The organism is Brevundimonas sp. S1H14, assembly GCF_047716865.1.
Taxonomy (GTDB): Bacteria; Pseudomonadota; Alphaproteobacteria; order Caulobacterales; family Caulobacteraceae; genus Brevundimonas; species Brevundimonas naejangsanensis.
Map to the genome: position 1 here is coordinate 2,003,709 of NZ_CP136679.1, position 14,505 is coordinate 2,018,213.

The 14,505-nt window shown below is 66.0% G+C and carries 13 protein-coding genes; 4 read left to right on the plus strand and 9 right to left on the minus strand.

Features of this window, described 5'->3' with window-relative positions:
* Positions 1–38: 38 nt before the first annotated feature.
* The 4 genes from RSD66_RS09765 to RSD66_RS09780 are packed head-to-tail and all read right to left on the minus strand — an operon-like array spanning position 39 to position 6,123.
* Entirely contained in the window at positions 39–827 is a 789-nt protein-coding gene (locus RSD66_RS09765) for a TetR/AcrR family transcriptional regulator (RefSeq protein WP_415287532.1), read from the minus strand.
* A gap of 14 nt (positions 828–841) precedes the next feature.
* A complete protein-coding gene (locus RSD66_RS09770; protein ID WP_415289587.1) occupies positions 842–2,494 on the minus strand; it encodes a carboxylesterase/lipase family protein in 1,653 nt (550 codons plus the stop codon).
* Positions 2,494–3,831 carry a spinster family MFS transporter gene (locus RSD66_RS09775; RefSeq protein WP_415287534.1) on the minus strand — a complete coding sequence of 446 codons (1,338 nt, stop codon included), beginning with the start codon at positions 3,829–3,831 and terminating at the stop codon, positions 2,494–2,496. Before RSD66_RS09775 ends, RSD66_RS09770 begins: the two co-directional genes overlap by 1 nt.
* A 3-nt stretch (positions 3,832–3,834) precedes the next feature.
* Complete coding sequence (locus RSD66_RS09780; RefSeq protein ID WP_415287535.1) at positions 3,835–6,123, minus strand: TonB-dependent receptor; 2,289 nt, start codon at positions 6,121–6,123, stop codon at positions 3,835–3,837.
* 153 nt (positions 6,124–6,276) lie between these two features.
* Between RSD66_RS09780 and RSD66_RS09785 the strand changes: the two genes are divergently transcribed.
* Together RSD66_RS09785 and RSD66_RS09790 are read left to right on the plus strand one after the other, a co-directional pair.
* Positions 6,277–7,044, plus strand: coding sequence for an SDR family NAD(P)-dependent oxidoreductase (locus tag RSD66_RS09785; RefSeq protein ID WP_415287537.1), 768 nt, complete (start codon positions 6,277–6,279; stop codon positions 7,042–7,044).
* A 183-nt stretch (positions 7,045–7,227) separates the two neighbouring features.
* Positions 7,228–7,437: a DUF2945 domain-containing protein gene (locus RSD66_RS09790; protein ID WP_346523158.1), complete on the plus strand. Its 210-nt coding sequence runs from the start codon at positions 7,228–7,230 to the stop codon at positions 7,435–7,437.
* 16 nt (positions 7,438–7,453) lie between these two features.
* Here the strand turns inward: RSD66_RS09790 and RSD66_RS09795 are convergent, their stop codons facing one another.
* The 4 genes from RSD66_RS09795 to tpiA form a co-directional block, all read right to left on the minus strand.
* Positions 7,454–7,579, minus strand: a complete 126-nt coding sequence (locus RSD66_RS09795) for a hypothetical protein (RefSeq protein WP_255413932.1) — start codon at positions 7,577–7,579, stop codon at positions 7,454–7,456.
* Positions 7,580–7,649: 70 nt separating this feature from the next.
* The gene (locus RSD66_RS09800) at positions 7,650–9,302 is read right to left on the minus strand and encodes a CTP synthase (RefSeq protein WP_024352593.1); all 1,653 of its coding nucleotides are present in this window, start codon (positions 9,300–9,302) and stop codon (positions 7,650–7,652) included.
* A gap of 123 nt (positions 9,303–9,425) precedes the next feature.
* Positions 9,426–9,857, minus strand: a complete 432-nt coding sequence (gene secG / locus RSD66_RS09805) for a preprotein translocase subunit SecG (protein WP_415287539.1) — start codon at positions 9,855–9,857, stop codon at positions 9,426–9,428.
* 74 nt (positions 9,858–9,931) lie between these two features.
* Complete coding sequence (tpiA, locus tag RSD66_RS09810) at positions 9,932–10,681, minus strand: triose-phosphate isomerase (RefSeq protein ID WP_415287540.1); 750 nt, start codon at positions 10,679–10,681, stop codon at positions 9,932–9,934.
* Between the two features lie 130 nt (positions 10,682–10,811).
* Here tpiA and RSD66_RS09815 point away from each other — a divergent pair, with 130 nt between their 5' ends.
* Complete coding sequence (locus tag RSD66_RS09815) at positions 10,812–12,716, plus strand: peptidylprolyl isomerase (protein ID WP_415287541.1); 1,905 nt, start codon at positions 10,812–10,814, stop codon at positions 12,714–12,716.
* Complete coding sequence (gene trpE / locus RSD66_RS09820) at positions 12,716–14,233, plus strand: anthranilate synthase component I (protein ID WP_415287542.1); 1,518 nt, start codon at positions 12,716–12,718, stop codon at positions 14,231–14,233. Before RSD66_RS09815 ends, trpE begins: the two co-directional genes overlap by 1 nt.
* Here the strand turns inward: trpE and RSD66_RS09825 are convergent.
* Entirely contained in the window at positions 14,230–14,418 is a 189-nt protein-coding gene (locus tag RSD66_RS09825; RefSeq protein WP_024352588.1) for a hypothetical protein, read from the minus strand. The genes trpE and RSD66_RS09825 overlap by 4 nt on opposite strands.
* Positions 14,419–14,505: the final 87 nt, after the last annotated feature.

Here is a 14,505-nt window from a genome sequence, read left to right on the forward strand (position 1 = left end):
CCGCTAACGCGAAACAGGAGGCGGTCAGGCAGCCGCCATCAATCGTCGGACAGAGCGCCGGTCATTGCGGCAAGGGCGGCGGCTTCGCGCGAACCGCCATCACCCTTGCAGACGGCCCCCTCGCAGATGGCCATGAAGCCGGCCGCCATGAAGCGGGCCATGCGGGTCTTCACCGCTTCAAAATCGTCGGAGTCGCACAGGCCGCCCGACAGGCGGTTGATCCGACCCGTCCGCGCCAGCGTCAGCATCAGGGCGCCGGTGACGAAGTGGTAGCCCCAGAAGATGTCTTCCTCGGCGCAGTCCGGCAGGGCCCGCTTCAACAACTCGATCAGCTTCAACACCACCGGATCGAAGTGGAAGTCCATCAGCTCGGCCCCATAGGGCGTGTTCGAGGACAGGGCGCCCAGTACGCCGTAGTTCTTCCAGTTCTCTCCGCCCTGGCTGTAGAGGTCCAGGTCCGTATCGAGGAAGGCGCGAAGGGCCGCCTCGACCGTCGGACGACCGCCCTCCGCCGCCGCCTCGCAGTCTTCCAGCGCCTTCATCCGCAGGGCGACGGTGACGCCCGCACGCCGAGCGATGACATCGTCGTAGAGCTTCTTCTTGTCGGTGAAATAGTAGTTCAGCAGGGTGTGGTGGACACCGACCCGCTGGGCCACATCCTTCAGCGTCACCCCGTACAGGCCGTGCACCGAGAACAGATACTCGGCCGCGTCGAGGATCTGCTCCATGGTTTCGGCGCGCTGCTCGACCTTGCTGCGCGGGCGGCGCGGCCGAGCCGCAGGCTTGCGGGGTGCGACAGGAGATTCCGGAGGGGCATCAGACGCCATGACGTTCTCTTTATTCACTGGCAGGCGGGCGTTTTCGGCGGCAAGGCGGGAGACAGGACCCCGAAGTTCCAGTTCCAGGCGATCCCCCCCGCCGCGCGGCGGCGGCAGACTACGGCTTCGTGGGTCTCGTACATGTCCGGCATCAGATGGTCCCGCACCACCGGAGTCTCCTCAAAGGCCATATAGAAGCGGCCCTCGCCATAGGCCGGCCAATCCGGCTGGTTCGGCGCAACAGGCGCGCCCGTCCGCGCGAAACTCGCCCAATAGGCCATCATGGCCTGAGACAGACCGCGTTCGCCTTCCGTCTCGGGAATAGCAGGCCAGCGCGGCGGCGTCCGATCAACATTGCCGAAGACATAGGGAATCTCGGATGCATGGAAGGCGTGCAGATCCGCCTCGTCCATCGCCGGATAGCCGTGGTCGAAGAAGTAGAGGAAACCGGGCTGGCCCGTGCGTTCCTGGCGGCGCGCCAGGCGCTCGGCGGTCCAGCCGTAGAGCCCGTCGCGCGGCGTCGCCAGCAGGCTCTCCTTCAGGTCCGAAGACGGATAGAGCTTCAGGAAGGCCTCGGCCAACGGGCCGTAGCTGGCGCGGATAGCCGCCTCATAGGCCTCGGCGTCCGCAGGCGGCGACGGCGGCAGCAGGAACCGCAGCGAGCGGATCTCGCCCTCGTTGAAGCCCGCCATCAGCGGCACGGGCGCCTGTTCGCCCCGGTCGAAGACCTCGACCAGCTGTTCCGGCAGGATCTTGCCGTCGATCGTGCCCCACGGGGCATAACCCTTGGCCAGAGACGCCGTCGTCAGTTCCTGAGCGTCCATGCCGCGAAGGTCCGCCAGGTTCTGACGTCCCAGCTGGGCCTGCAGCCAGACGCCCACCGTCTCTGCGGCCGGGTCGCCGTGGCGGGTGGAGCGCAGTTCCGGCGTCGAGATCATATAGGCGCTCTGGGCGATCGCCTTGTGGAACAGGCCGCGCGCCTCGGGCGAAGCCATCAGATACATGACGCTGAGCGCGCCGGCGGACTCTCCGGCGATGGTGACATTGCCCGGATCGCCCCCAAAGGCGGCGATGTTGCCCTTGATCCATTTCAGGGCCGCGACCTGGTCGAGCAGCCCATAGTTGCCGGAGATTTTCTGACGCGATTCAGCGCTCAGTTCGGGGTGCGCCAGATAGCCCAGCACCCCCAGCCGATAGTTGATCGACACCACCACCATGCCTTGGGCGGCGGCCATGCGGGCGCCGTCGTACATGGCCTCGTTCGAGGCGCCGGTGGTCAGGGCTCCGCCGTGGATCCAGACGAAGACCGGCGCAGCCTCGGCGCCCTGCGGCGCCCAGACGTTGAGGAACAGGCAATCCTCGCTCATCGTCGGCTCTTCGCCGGAATAGATGCTCTCGCCGCGCGCCACCGGCTGATGACAGGCGGCGCCGAACCGGGTCGCATCGCGCGTCCGGGTCCAGGGCGACATCTCGGCGGGCGGACGCCAGCGGCGCCAGCCCGTGGGCGGCAGGGCGTAAGGCACGCCCCGGAAAACGTCGACCCCGTCGACGGCCTCGCCCTGCAAAGGTCCAGCCGGAGCCTGGACCACCGGCCCTGCTTCCGCCCACGCAGGCGACTGAACAGCGACGCATCCGAGGGCGGCCAGGCCCGCCAGAATATGGACAGCAGCTTTCATCACGACACAGCCTCCTTTTGCGACTGGAGCCGGATTTTCCGCGCCAGACCGAGGAACATCACAATCGCCAACCCATAGAAGGGCAGCAGGCAGTAGAAGGCCATCTGCAGCGAGTTATCCGGATGGCTGGCCCGGAAGAAATCGCTGGCGGCGCCCAGGAACGTCGGCCCCAGCCCCAGACCGATCAGGTTCATCACCAACAGCAACAGGGCGCCGGCCAGGACCCGCTGATTGGGCCTCACCTCTTCCTGCACAAGCGTCACCGCCGGAGACAGATAAAAGTAGTTCAGCGCCATCGGCACGGACAGGAACAGCAGGGCGACACGCCAGTCCGACGCCCAGACGAAACCGGCGAAGAAGGGCGCGGCAACAATCAGTCCGACGGCGGGCAGATAGGCATAGGCGGTCTTGTAACGACGGCTAAGGCGATCGATCAGCCAGCCCGAACCGAAGATGCCCAGGCTGACGCTGACGCCCAGCAGCAGGGCGTACCACAGCGCGATCTCCTGCAGGGTCATGCCCTTTTCGCGCATCAGGAACAGGGTGGCGAAGTTCATCAGGGCATAGGTGACGAACTGGGTCGCCCCGCTGGCCAGAGCCATGCCCCGCAGCACCGGATTGGAGAAATACATCCGGCACGTCGCCATGAAGCCGGGCGCGGGCTCAGGCGCGGCGAGCGTCTGCACCGTTTCTTCAACAGCCTCGGCGGGTTCATCCAGCCCGCCCTTCCTGGGCTCGCGGACAAAAAACCAGACGATCAGGGCGGTGACTAGCCCGATGACGCCCACCCAGATGAAGGCGTCGCGCCAGGAATAGGCGGCGGCGACCGAGGCCCCGAACGCCACGCCCATGGCCGATCCGATCGGCGGCCCCAGGTTGAACAGCCCCAGAGCCGTGCCGCGCGTACCGGGCCGGAAATAGTCGGAGATGATGGCGTAAGACGGGGGCACGCCCCCCGCCTCGCCCACGCCCACCATCATGCGGGCGGTCGCCAGTTGCGGATAGTTCTGGGCGAATCCGCAGGCCGCCGTCGCCGCGCTCCACAGGGCGCAGGCCAGGGACAGCACCCTGACCCGATTGGTCCGATCCGCCAGCCACCCCACCGGAATAGCGAGGATGCAGTAGAACATCGCGAAATACAGGCCGCTGATCAGACCCAGTTGGCCGTCGGTGACGCCGAGTTCGTCCTGGATCGGCTTGGCCAGGATCGACAGCAGTTGCCGATCCAGAAAGTTCAGGACGTAGACAAAGCAGAGAAGCGCCAGAACGAACCAGGCGCGGGCTCCCGGACGCGCAGATTGCGCGCCCGGAACGGCCGAAGGAGTTGCGGCGGCCATCGATCAGAACTCATAGCCGACGCGCACACCGAACGTGCGCGGACGCTGACGACCATAACGCCCGTCGATGAAGGCTTCGGGGTGTACGTAGTTGATTGACCGGTCGTCGAACAGGTTCTCGACATAGGCCCCGACAGTGAACTGCGTGAAGGCGAAGGCGACGTTGGCGTTGACCACCGTATAGCTGTCGGTGTCGTCATAGGTCGGCAGCGGCACAAGCGGGCGACCTGGCGTGTTCGGGAAGGCGTTGGGGAAGCTGCCGACGTGCGACACCGCCACCGACGCATTGCCCATGACGCCCGCCATCGGCTGCCACTCATAGTTGACCCGCAGAGAGCCCGACGCCTTCGGCCCGGCCAGACGCGCACCCAGAACAGCGCCCGAGATGGCGGCCTCCTGCACGCTCAGATCATCGACCTTGGCCTCGTTCAACGAGCCGGTCAGGGCCACGGTCCAGCCGTCGGCCGGCAGGGCCACGACCGACACTTCCAGCCCCTTGCTGGTCGCGCCGCCGATGTTGGTCGCGAACTGGATGGAGTCGGACACGCGGTTGGCCTGGACCTGGATGTCGTTCCAGTCGACCCAGTACAGAGCCGCATCGGCATAGACCTTGCCCCCGAACCAGCGGCCCTTCACCCCGATCTCGTAGTTGATCAGATTGTCCGAGGTGGCGCCGGTGGGAATGACGATGTCATTGGGGTCGAGGTCGCTGACCGTCCCGCCCTGGGCGTTGATGATCGGCGGGCGGAACCCCGTAGAGATCGCCCCATAGGTCGTAATGGCCGGCGTCGGCCGCCAGGAAAGGCTCAGGCGATAGGACGGCCCGTCTTCCTTGGCCTTGACGCCCTCCACCGCAACATAAGGACCGGTCATGGTGATCGGCGTATCCGTAAAGCCGAAAAAGGCCCGGGTCAGATAGTCGGAGCCATAGCCGCCCGCCTCGGTGAAGCCCTGAGCGTCGGTCTTGCCGTAGCGCAGGCCGCCGGTCACCCATAGATCGTCCGTGAAGCGATAGGTGAGTTGGCCGAAGGCGGCGACTTCGTGGCTGATGAAGTGGGTGCCCATGCGCTGATAGTATTCGTCCGGCAGACCGGTCAGACCGCGCGCCGCGAGAAACTCGGGGGTCGAGCGATAGTTGTAGTCCACGTCCCGACGCTTGCGGAAATAGAAGCCGCCGACCGACCAGTCGATCTTGCCGCCCGGATCAGAGACCAGCCGCAGTTCCTGCACAAAGGTGCTGTCCCAGGCGTCCGCATCCAGGGCGAAGGGGAAGGCCTGGGCGTAAGAGCCCGCCAGATCGACGTAGAACAGCCCCTCATAATCCGAATAGGTCGATGAACTGGTCAGCCGCGCGCCGTCGAACTGGTATTCCAGCGTCGCGTTATAGTTCGTCATGTCGCTCTGGAAGCGGTCCGGACGGTCGGTCAGGCGGACGTATTCGCCGAGGTTCGGATTGGTCAGCGAGGAGTCGTGCGGATTGCTGATCTCGCGCGAGTACATCAGGCGGGCCGAGAAGCGGTCGGTCGGCTCCCACTTGAGGATGGCGCGGCCGCCGTACTGAACCAGGGTGTTGGCGTCTTCGATGCCGGTGCCGATGTTGTCGACCCAGCCCTCTTCATTGCGCGAGAAGCCGACGATGCGCAGAGCCAGTTCATCCTCGATCAGCGGCACGTTGACCATGGCGTTGTAACGCTGACGCAGACCGCCTTCGGCCATCACGCCCAGATCAACCAGCGCGGAAGCGTCGAAACCCGACGGATCCGGATCGTGAGTCAGAATGCGCAGCGCCCCCGCGAGCGACCCCGACCCGAACAGCGTCCCCTGCGGCCCGCGCAGGAACTCGATCCGCTCAACGTCATACAAGGTCGGGTCAAGAATGGTGGAGTTGCCGTTGGACGAGATCGGCAGTTCGTCCAGATAGATGGCGACGGTGCTTTGCAGATTGGCGCCATAGCCGTTCGTGGCGATGCCGCGCGCGGTGAAGTTGTTGAAGTTGGCCGAGGCCCGATTCAGCACGACGCCCGGCGTCGCCGTGGCCAGACCGTCATAGTTGACGATGCCGCGCTGCGTCAGCTCTTCCTGCGACAGGCTGGTGATGCTGACCGGCACGTCCTGAAGACGTTCGGCGCGGCGGGTCGCGGTGACGATCACGTCCTCGACCTGCGCGGTCGACTGGTCGCGGCCTTCCGCCTGCGACACGGCCGAAGATTGATCCTGCGCCCAGACCTGGCCTGGCGCCAGAACAGCGGCAGGCGCGAGCAGGCACGCCGAAGCGAGCAGTAAAGCCTTCATCAGATTTTCCCTCCCATGCGCCGTTTATTTCCGTCAGCGCTTGAGCCGGATTGGGACACGCATTAGCGCGGGAGTCAACATTCGCTCGCGTGATAGCGAATGTTATTGATATCGCCCTGAACTCCGGTGAAGCTTGGCTCAGAGGAGAACGCCATGACCATAAAATCACTAGAGAATCGCACTGCCTTCATCACCGGAGCGTCCAGCGGGCTGGGCCTGCGATTCGCTCATGTCCTGGCGCAGGCAGGCGCGCGCGTCGCCTTGGCGGCGCGTCGGACAGACCGGCTGGAAACGGAAGTCGCCGCCATCCGCGCCGCAGGCGGTCAGGCGGTTGCCGTCCCTCTGGACGTGGCGAACGCAGAAACGATCGGCGCCGCGATGGATACGGCGCAGGCCGCCCTCGGTCCCCTGTCCATTCTGGTGAACAACGCAGGCGTCGGCGGCGAAGGCGCGGCCCTATCCATGCCTCTGGACCGGCTGGACCAGACCTTCGACGTCAATGTCCGAGGCGTCTACATCGCCGCGCGCGAGGGCGCCCGCCGCATGATCGACAGCGGCGTAGCCGCACAGGGCGACGCGCGCATCGTCAACATCGCCTCGATCGCCGGATCGGTCCAACTGCCGGGCCTAACCGCCTATTGCGCCTCCAAGGCCGCCGTCGTGTCGATAACCAAGGGCATGGCGCGCGAATGGGCCCGGCGCCTGATCGCCGTCAACGCCATCGCGCCCGGCTATATCGAGACTGAGATCAACGCCGACTGGTTCGCCACCGAACAGGGCCAGGCTCAGATCAACGGCTTTCCCCGTCGACGCCTGATGGACGAAGACGCGCTGGATCAGGCCCTGATGCTTCTGGCGGGTCCTGCGGCGCGCTTCATCACGGGTTCGATCATCACTGTCGACGACGGCCAGTCGCTTTAGGGCCGACGCAGCGACGAGCAGTTCCCGCCATCGTGACTTCTATCCGCCGCAACCCATCATGGAGTTGACGGGTTCACTGAGCATGACTGGATTTGGCGGATATCTGCTTTCGGCGCTCGACGACCTGTTCAAGATGATCATCGGACACCGGCGCCTTCTATGACCTCTGGAGGCAGGGAGATAATGACGGAATTCTCGATCGGCGATCATGTCAGCTGGAATTCAGAAGCCGGCCGGGTGAGCGGTAAAATCATCCGCATCCATCGCCAGGACTTTGATTATAAAGGGCACAGGCGACATGCATCACACGACGCGCCCCAATACGAAATCGCCAGCGACAAGACCGACCATGTCGCGGCCCACAAAAAAGACGCCCTAACCAAGCTGTCCTGAGCCGTTGAGGCGCGTCTTAAACCCCGATCAGACGCAGCATCGTGCGCGCAACGGCAAAGGCCAGCACTACGCCCAGCGTCACGCTGATCGCGAACACCGCACGAAAGTGACGGTGCAGGAAGTAAAGGATGTTACCGGCCATCGACGTCGTTCCAGATCATTAACGACAGGTTGACACGAAAACCGGATAACGCCGCTACAATCGTCCGTGATCAGACCAGCCGGCTCTGCACCAGGGCCGCCGCGATGAAGCTGGCGAACAACGGGTGCGGGGCGAAGGGGCGGCTGCGGTATTCCGGGTGGTACTGCACGCCGATGAACCAGGGGTGATCCCGACGCTCGACCGTTTCGGGCAGGACGCCGTCGGGCGACATGCCGGCGAAGAACAGGCCGCCCTTCTCCTCCACCGCCTCGCGGTAGTTGATGTTCACCTCATAGCGGTGACGGTGGCGCTCATTGATGTCGGTCTGGCCGTAGATCTCCGCGATCTTGGAGCCCGCCGCCAGGGTCGAGGCGTAGGCGCCCAGACGCATGGTGCCGCCCAGGTCGCCGCCATGCTCGCGCTTGACGCGCTCATTGCCCTGAACCCATTCGGTCATCAGGCCGACCACGGGTTCATCGGCCGGGCCGAACTCGGTCGAGGTCGCCTTGGGGAAGCCCGCCAGGTTCCGCGCCGCCTCGATCACCGCCATCTGCATGCCGAAGCAGATGCCGAAATAGGGGATCTTCCGCTCGCGAGCGTAACGCGCCGCCTCGATCTTGCCCTCGGCCCCTCGCTCGCCGAAGCCACCGGGCACCAGGATGGCGTGGGCGCCTTCCAGACGCTCGGCGCAGGCCTGCGGGTCGCCCTCGAAGGTGTCGGCCTCGACCCAGTCGATATTGACCTTGGCGTTGTTGGCCACCCCGCCGTGCTGCAGGGCCTCGATCAACGACTTATAGGCGTCCTTCAGGACCGTGTATTTGCCGACCACGGCGATGTTGACCTCGCCGTCCGGGTGCAGGCGGCGGCGCACGATCTCGTTCCAGCCCGACAGTTCGGGCGCCGGGGCGTCGTCCATGCCGAAGTGGGCCAGCACCTGGGTGTCCAGACCCTCGCGGTGATAGTCCAGCGGCACGGCGTAGATGTCGGCCGAGTCCATCGCCTGAATGACGCTGTCGGGACGGACATTGCAGAACTGGGCGATCTTGCGCTTTTCATCGGCCGGGATCGGCTCTTCACAGCGGCACAGCAGGATGTCCGGCTGGATGCCGATGGAGCGCAGTTCCTTGACCGAGTGCTGCGTCGGCTTGGTCTTCATCTCGCCGGCGGTCTTGATGAAGGGCAGCAGGGTCAGGTGGACGAAGCACGACTGGCCGCGCGGCAAGTCCTGCTCCAGCTGGCGGATCGCCTCGAAGAAGGGCAGGCCCTCGATATCGCCGACCGTGCCGCCGATTTCGACGAGAACGAAGTCCACATCCTCGCCCGCATCCGTCTTGGCCGGGTTCAGGCAGAACTGCTTGATCTGGTCGGTGACGTGCGGAATCACCTGGACGGTCGCGCCCAGATAGTCGCCGCGACGCTCTTTCTCGATGATCGTCTGATAGATGCGGCCGGTCGTGATGTTGTCCGACTTGGCCGCCGAGACGCCGGTGAAGCGTTCATAGTGGCCCAGATCGAGGTCGGTCTCGGCGCCGTCGTCGGTCACGAAGACCTCGCCGTGCTGATAGGGGCTCATCGTGCCCGGATCGACGTTGAGATAAGGGTCCAGCTTACGCAGGCGGACCTTATAGCCACGCGCCTGCAGAAGAGCGCCGAGAGCGGCGGAAGCGAGGCCTTTTCCAAGAGAGGAAACCACGCCGCCGGTGATGAACACATAGCGAGCCATGGGCGGACACCTTACTCCATGATTCGTCCTGAGCGGAGAGGCTCTGAACAAATCCAACTGTTGATCAAAAGAAGAAAGCGCGCCTCGCGGCGCGCTTCCTCGAACTCGATGGCGACGTCGCCCTTACTGGGCGGGCGCGCCCTGACCGGCGGGCAGGCTGGCTTCCAGATCGTCCAGCGACGGCGCAGCCGGAGCGGCCGGCGTCGCCGGAGCGGCCGGCGTCGCCGGAGCGGCTTCAGGCGCCGGGGCCGTCTGCTCAGGTTGATCCAGGGCGATGGAGCCGACGGCGTCGGCGTCGATCACCGAACGCGACCCGCGCGCATAGTTGCCTGCGATCGTCAGGCCGATGGCGCAGACGAAGAAGGCAACCGCCAGAATCGACGTCACGCGGGTCAGAAGGTTGCCCGCGCCGCGCGCCGTCATGAAGCCCGACGGCCCGCCGCCCATGCCCAGGGCGCCGCCCTCGGAACGTTGCAGCAGGATCACGGCCGACAAAGAGACCGAGATGATGATCATCGCGACGAGCAGAATGGTCTGGAGCATGGCGTCATTCATGTGGGCGCAAAAGCGCGCCGATCAAGCGGCGGCCTCTAACACCGTTGAGGGTTTCGAGCAAACAGTCCGCGCGGTCAGGCCGCGCGGATGATGCCCAGAAAGTCTTCGGCCTTCAGCGAGGCGCCGCCGACCAGTGCGCCGCCGACCTCGGCCACGGCCAGAATTTCCTTGGCGTTCGACGGCTTGACCGAGCCGCCGTACAGGATCGGCGCGGCGCGGCCGCCCTCCCCCAGCTTGGCGACCATGGCCGCACGCACGGCCGCGTGGACTTCCTCGATCTGCTCCAGCGTCGGCGTCAGGCCGGTGCCGATGGCCCAGACCGGCTCATAAGCCACGGCGAAAGCCTTGCCCGCCAGCGAGGACGGCAGAGAACCGGCGACCTGACGGCTGACGACCTCGACCGCCTGCCCGGCTTCGCGCTCCTGAAGCGTCTCGCCGATGCAGATGATCGGCTCCAGACCGGCGGCCAGGGCGCCTTCGACCTTGGCGGCGACATCGGCGTCCGTCTCGCCGAATCCGGCGCGTCGCTCCGAGTGGCCGAGAATCACCAGACCGGCGCCCGCATCGCGAACCATCCCGGCCGAGACCGAGCCCGTATAGGCGCCCGACGCCTCGGCGTGGCAGTCCTGCCCGCCGATTTCGACAACGCCGCCCTTCAGCGTCTGCGCCATCCGATCGATCAGGGTGGCGGGCGGGCACAGGGCCACGCGGCAGGCCGCAGCCTGTTCCTTCAGCGCCTTTTCGAGGGCTTCAGCCTCAGCCAGGCTCACGCCCAGACCGTTCATTTTCCAGTTGCCGGCGACCAGCTTCACAGATTGTTTCATGCGGCCTGTCTAGTGGCGAGCGCGACAGAAGCCAAGATGTCGTCAGGCCTCACTTGCGGCGGCGGCCCCGCACCCCCTATACGCGACCCTTGGCGCCCCTTTGACGCCGGCCCTCGTCAGGTTCTTTTCGATGATCACGTACTTCCGAAACTTCGCCAAGTCGAAATGGGCCGCAGGCCTGTTCGCCCTGATCATCCTCAGCTTCCTGATCGTCGGGGCGCAATCCGACATCTTCGCCAATCTGGGGCCGCGCCACATCATCAGCGCCGGGGACCGCAGCGTCGATTCCAACCAGTTCCGCGCCGACTTCGAGCGCGTCCGCGCCAATCTTCAGGAGCAGGCTGGTCGTCCCGTCAGCTATGACGACATGGTCAAGGAGAACCTGCACCAGCAGTATCTCGACAGCCAGACCCAACGACTGGGCTTCCTGGATTGGGCCTACAAGGCCGGCATCCGTCCGGGCAAGGAGCTGATCCTGGCTCAGATCCGCAAGATTCCCGCCTTCTTCAACCAGATCACGGGCCAGTTCGACAAAGACCTGTACGCCCAGGCCCTCGCCCAGCAGAACCTGACGTCGGAAATGCTGGAAGACGACCTGCGCGACCAGTATGTCACCGCCCACGTCGGCTCGGCCGTCTTCGCCGGTCTGCAGGCGCCGCGCGTCTACGCCGCCCTGCTTGCGGGCCAGGCGCTGGAAACGCGCGACGGCCGCTGGTTCTCGGTCACTCAAGCCATGGCGGGCCGCGCCGGCGCTCCGACCGACGCGCAGTTGACCGCCTTTATGAAGGAAAACGAGGCGCGTCTGCGCAGCCCCGAGTTCCGCATGATCTCTCTGGTGCTGTTCTCGCCCGGCCCGAACGACGCCCCCCCGGCGATCACCGAAGAGCAGATCAAGGAACGTTATGAGTTCCGTAAGGCCGCCCTGGCCGAACCGGAAAAGCGCACCTTCGTCACCCTGACGGTCCCGACCAAGGAAGCCGCCGACAAGATCGCCGCCGACCTGCGCGCTGGTAAGAACCCCGCCGAGGTCGCCAAGGCCAACAACATTCAACTGGGCGACTACAAGGCCACGCCGCAGGCCGCCGTGGGCGACCCCGCCGTCGGCGCCGCCGTCTTCGCCCTGGCCGCCGATCAGGTGTCGGCGCCGATCCAGGGCCGTCTGGGCTTCACGGTCGCCAAGGTCGCCACGATCCAGGCCGGCGAGGCCGTGTCGCTGGAAACCGCCCGCGCCGCCGTGGTTCAGGAGCTTCAGGCCGAAGCGGTGAAGGCCGCGACCTACGCCAAGGTCGAACAGTTCGAGAAGGCGCGTCAGGAAGGCAAGAACCTGGCCGACGCCGCGACCGCCGCCAAGGCTCGCGTGATCCAGCTGCCGCCCTTCACCGAACAGGGCCAACTGCCGGACGGCCAGCCGATGAACGCCCCGCGTCAGGTTCTGGAAAGCGCCTACGCCCTGTCCAAGGGCGGCGAGAGCGACGTCATCGACGCCGGCGACGGCCAGTATTTCGCCGTCCGTCTGGACGAAATCCGCCCGTCGGCCCTGCCGACGCTGGACGAGGTGCGCGCGCCCCTGGGCCAGCAATGGACGATGCGGGAAAACGCCCGCCTGCTGTCGGCCAAGGCCGAAGAGCTGGCCGGTCGCGTCCGCGCCGGCGAAGACATCGCCAAGGTCGCCGCCGACGCAGGCGTCCAGTTGACGGTCCGCACCGCCGTCCAGCAAAGCCGCGAGTCGCAGGCTCAGGTCGGCGATGGCGTGCTGCGCGGTCTGTTCGGTCAGGCCAAGGGTCAGGTCTTCTCGGGCCAGCAGGCCCAGGACAGCTTCGTCGTCGGTCGTGTCGACGCCATCCACGCCGCTGATCCGGCTCTGGCGGCGCCGCTGGCCGAGCAGGCCCGTCCGCGCCTGACCGAGGAACTGGCCAACACGATGGCTGACCGCACCATCGCCGCCGCCGCCGCGCGCACCAAGTCGCGCAACGATCCGGCCCTGGCCCTTCAGGCCCTGGGCGTCGAGGCCCCCGCCGCTCCCGCCAAGAAGTAATGCAGCAAGAACGCGACGCCTTCATCGCCGGCCTGACGGCGGGCCGCCCCCAGGTTCTGGTCCGCCGCCTGATTGATGATCTGGAGACCCCCGTCTCGGCCTTCCTGAAGGTCGGGCACGGGCGGCGCTACGCCAGCCTGTTCGAGTCGGTCGAGGGCGGCGCCGTCAACGGCCGCTATTCCTTCGTCACCCTGTCTCCGGACGTGGTCTGGCGCTGCCGGGACGGCAAGGCCGAGATCGCGCGCGGCGCCGACGTCCTGTCGGAAACCTTCACGCCCGAAGACCGGTCCGCGCTGGAATCCCTGCGCGCCCTGATCGCGGCGACGAAGTTCGAGCTGCCCGCTGACCTGCCCCCCATGGCCGCCGGTCTGTTCGGGGTCTTCGGTTACGACATGGTGCGGCTGCTGGAGCCGCTGGGCCCGGCTAACCCCGACCCGCTGGACCTGTCCGACGCGGTGATGGCGCGTCCGGCGCTGGTAGCCATCTTCGATTCGGTGAAGCACGAGATCGTCCTGATCGCCGCCGCCTATCCCGACACGGTGACAGACCCGGCTCAGGCCTACGCCGCCGCCGAAGCCCGGCTGGAGGATTTCGAGGACCGCCTACGCGGTCCCCTGCCCATCCAGCGCGAGGTCGAGCCGGTTGCAGCGCCCGATTTCCACTCCGACGTGGACGAGGCCGCCTTCGGCCTCATGGTGGCCCGCGCCAAGGACTACATCGCCGCGGGCGACATCTTTCAGGTCGTGCTGGCGCACCGCTTCTCGGCGCCGTGGACCCAGGACCCGTTCGCCTTCTACCGGTCGCTGCGTCGCGGCAACCCGTCGCCCTATCTGTTCTTCCTCGACTATGTCGATTTCCAGCTGGCTGGATCCAGCCCGGAAATCCTGGTCCGACTGAAAGACGGGCGCGTCACCATTCGCCCACTGGCGGGCACCCGTCCGCGCGGCGCCACGCCCGAACAGGACAAGGCGCTGGAAGCCGAACTGCTGGCTGATCCCAAGGAACGGGCCGAGCATCTGATGCTGCTGGACCTGGGCCGTAACGACGTGGGCCGCGTCTCCAAGCCCGGTTCGGTCGAGGTCACGGAAAGCTTCGTGGTCGAGCGCTACAGCCAAGTCATGCACATCGTCTCCAACGTGAACGGCGACGCCGATCCCAAGCTGGACGCGGTGGACACCCTGCTGGCCGCCCTGCCCGCCGGCACCCTGTCGGGCGCGCCCAAGGTTCGGGCAATGGAGGTCATCGACGAGCTTGAGACCGAAAAGCGCGGAGTCGGCTACGGCGGCGGCGTCGGCTATATCTCGGCCAATGGCGAGGCGGACATCTGCATCGTCCTGCGCACCGCCATGTTCGCCAAGGGCCAGATCTTCGTTCAAGCGGGCGCAGGCGTCGTCGCCGACAGCGACCCGGCGGCTGAATTCGCCGAGACTCTGGCCAAGGCTCGCGCGCCGATGAAGGCCGCCGGCGAAGCTTGGCGTTTCACTGCGACCACGCGCGGCCAGGGTTCCGACGGCTAGGGATTGGAAACCATGGCAGCCTGGTCAAATGATATGCCTGGGCCCACGACCATGGTCCCGGCCAGAAGGACCGCCGTCGTCGCGGCGAAGGCCGCAGCCGCCAGCAGGCGCAGCGGCTTGGGTTGTTCGACGGGCGCCTCGTTCAACAGGGCGCGGGCGTCACGGATGCATTCTACAGGGGTCAAGACGGATTTCTTCCGATGGCGATGCCCCTCTATCGCCCGGACAGCTTAACGTCCGCTTTCAATCGGCCCGTTTGCCTTCCATGCTTG